This is a genomic window from Mesorhizobium sp. M7A.F.Ca.US.011.01.1.1 (assembly GCF_003998295.1).
GTDB lineage: Bacteria > Pseudomonadota > Alphaproteobacteria > Rhizobiales > Rhizobiaceae > Mesorhizobium.
This window is the reverse complement of record NZ_RZRT01000136.1, coordinates 1-3,055: the sequence shown is the minus strand read 5'-3', so window position 1 is coordinate 3,055 and position 3,055 is coordinate 1. Positions and strand designations below refer to the sequence as shown.

At 59.2% G+C, this 3,055-nt stretch carries 3 protein-coding genes; all 3 read left to right on the top strand.

Going from position 1 to position 3,055, the window contains the following annotated elements; translation table 11 throughout:
* On the top strand, positions 1–342 hold a 342-nt coding region (locus EOA13_RS36720), incomplete at its 5' end, for an ABC transporter permease subunit (RefSeq protein ID WP_127297998.1).
* The gene (locus EOA13_RS36715) at positions 339–1,133 is read left to right on the top strand and encodes an amino acid ABC transporter ATP-binding protein (RefSeq protein WP_127297997.1); all 795 of its coding nucleotides are present in this window, start codon (positions 339–341) and stop codon (positions 1,131–1,133) included. The genes EOA13_RS36720 and EOA13_RS36715, both read left to right, overlap by 4 nt.
* A 651-nt stretch (positions 1,134–1,784) precedes the next feature.
* Entirely contained in the window at positions 1,785–2,894 is a 1,110-nt protein-coding gene (locus EOA13_RS36710; protein WP_127297996.1) for an IS110 family transposase, read from the top strand.
* Positions 2,895–3,055: the final 161 nt, after the last annotated feature.

Sequence of the window (3,055 nt, the reverse complement as noted above, 5' to 3'; positions counted from 1 at the left end):
ATCTTTAGAGGCGGCTTTCTCTCAGTCCCTCACGGCCAGCTCGAAGCCGCGAGCATGCTTGGCTACAGCCGGCTGCAGATCGTCACCAAGATCGAGTTGCCGCAGATGCGGGCGCTCATAACACCGCCGATCACGAACCAAATGATTTCGCTGGTCAAGGACTCGGCCCTTCTGTCCATGCTGACGATCGCAGACCTCACCAAGGCGGCAACGCAAATGGCAAACGAGACATTCGTCTTCGCAGAACCCTTCCTGGCGATCGCAGTGCTTTACTGGCTACTCAACGCCTCCGTCGCACATGCCGGCGGCATTATCGAGAACAAGGCGAGAGCATATCAATGAGCGCGGAAATGAAGTCTCAACAACCGATCCTCATCGCCAAGGACGTGACAAAGCGTTTCGGCGAACTCCAAGTGCTTCATGGTGTCGATCTCACGATCGAGCGTGGCGAGGTCGTATGCATCATCGGCCCTTCGGGTTCGGGCAAGTCGACGCTTTTAAGGAGCCTCGCGTTCTTGGACAGGTATGACGAAGGAAGTGTCCATATCAACGGACGCCTGCTCGGCTACAGAGAAACCGCGGGCAAACGCATCCTAGCCAGCCGGAAGGACATCTCGGAAACACGCCGATCCGTTGGAATGGTGTTCCAACATTTCAATTTATGGCCCCACATGACCGCACTCGGCAATGTCAGTGCGGCATTGCGGACGGTTCTGAAACTGACGCGCGCTGAGGCTGAAAAACGCGCGATGGAAGCTCTTCAGAAGGTAGGGATGGCGCACAAAGCAGTGTCATATCCATCGATGCTATCAGGCGGTCAAAAGCAACGGGTCGGGATTGCCCGCGCGCTGGCCATGAGGCCCGAAGTTATTTTCTATGACGAGCCGACCTCTGCGCTTGACCCCGAGCTCGTTGGGGAAGTGCTTGGAACGATGAAGCAGCTCGCGTCCGAGGGAATGACGATGGCGATTGTCACTCATGAGATGGGCTTTGCCGCTAAAGTTGCTAGCCGGGTGATTTTCATGGATGCAGGGCGCATCGTTGAACAAGGTCATCCGAATGATCTCTTCAGCAAACCACAGAGCGGAAGGCTAAAGGCCTTTCTCGCCAGTTGGCAGGAACGTCAGCTCTGAGCTCTACAGCGATCGTGGTCCGTCAGGACTACATTTGCCCTCCAGTGCGCATGATCGGCTTGGTTCCGCACGTCGCAATAGCTGTGGTGAATAGGAAACAGAGCTTCCAAACCCCCTACCGAAAGTATCGGCACGGGTGCGGCCACTAAAACAAATTTGCTTCTCAAACGATTGATTTTCTCGCTAAGCAGTGATCGCCCGTCGACCGTCGCGGACGTCGTCACGATTTCCACGATCGACTCCAGGACAACGTACGATGCGCTTTTCCACCTCGACTTTACGCTTCTCCTGCGCGGTCACATAGAAGCCCAGAAGCCCTGCGCTTCCTCGGCTTTTTCCCGCTCGGCTCGAACGGTCTCCTTCACGTTCAGCCGCGTCATCTAGGTCAGCTCGTCTCCGGTCGCCGTTTCGAGCGCAGCCAACCCGCTGCGTAGGCTCGTCATCCGCTGGAGGATGTCGACGCGCAATACCGCCGCGGCCCAGCCTTCCACCTTCCACCTGCCTCAGTTTGGTCTGTAGCATTCCCGCCCTAAAGGTACTCAAGAGTAAGACCGTATGTCCGCCTCTGTCGATGAGGTGGCTCGCCCTACACTGCGCGTCCGAGGGTTGCTCGGACGGGCCGAGCCGATCCTCATCACAGGAGGACGAGCCGTGGCAGATTATAGGGAAGCATTTGTCGGAATCGATGTCGCGAAGCTGAGGAACGCCATCGCGATTGCCGATTCCGGCCGGGAAGGAGAAGTTCGCTTCTTCGGCGAGGTCGACGCATCGAATACGAGCATGCGCCGAGTTATCCAGCGGATCGCTACCAAGTTCGATCGAGTCCATTTCTGCTACGAGGCTGGCCCGACCGGCTACGGTCTCTATCGGCTGATCCGATCGCTCGGCCATGAATGCATGGTGGTCGCCCCGTCGCTGATCCCGAGGAAGCCTGGCGATCGTGTGAAGACAAACCGGCGGGATGCCCTTGCGTTGGCTCGACTGCTGCGCGCCGGCGAACTGACGGCGGTATGGGTTCCCGATGAAGGTCACGAAGCCATGCGGGATCTCGTCCGCTCTCGGGCGGCCGCGGTCGAGACACTTCGCGTTCACCGGCAGCATGTGAGCGCCTTCATGCTCAAGCACGGACGTATCTATCCCCGCAAAAAGGGCTGGACGATGCGCTATCTGCGCTGGTTGCAAGAGCAACCGTTCGATCACCCCGCGCACCAGATCGCGCTCCAGGAAATGGTCGAAGCGGTCCGCATCTCGAAAGAACGGGTCGAGCGGCTGGAGCATGTGATCGAGGAGTTCGTTCCGGCCTGGTCTCTGGCGCCGGTCGTGAGTGCGCTGCAGACATTGCGCGGCGTAGAACTGATCGTCGCCGTAACATTCGCCACCGAAATCGGCGACGTGCAAAGGTTCGAGAGTCCGCGCCAACTCATGGGATATCTCGGCCTCGTTCCTGGAGAACGATCGACCGGCGAGACAGTCAAACGGGGCGGCATCACCAAGGCCGGGAACGGCCGCGTTCGCCACATGCTGGTCGAGAGCGCCTGGACCTACAGACATCCGCCGAGGGTCGGTGCGAAAAAGCTCTACCGTCTGGAACAAGCATCGCCAAAGGTGCGAGAGATTGCCTGGAAGGCGCAGACCCGGCTGACGGCCCGCTATCGAATGTTGAGCGGACGAGGCAAGAAGACAACGGTGGTCTGCACAGCGATCGCCCGGGAGCTGGCCGGCTTCATGTGGGCCGTCGCAAGGGAGGCGCAACCAGCCTGATCAGTCGCCGCCGCGGCGACATACATTTTTCGCACATGGGCGGAGGCGGGACCACGGCAGGGGAACGCCCGTCAGACGCTTTGTGGCCGGCAAATCGACCGACGCCCGCAGTAAGATAGGAACAGCCCCGGACGCACAATCGGGAATGCGGTAGCCAACCC

What these genes read in the sequence shown, in the direction of transcription:
- EOA13_RS36715 (WP_127297997.1), top strand. Translation starts at nt 339, where the DNA reads ATGAGCGCGGAAATGAAGTCTCAACAACCGATCCTCATCGCCAAGGAC.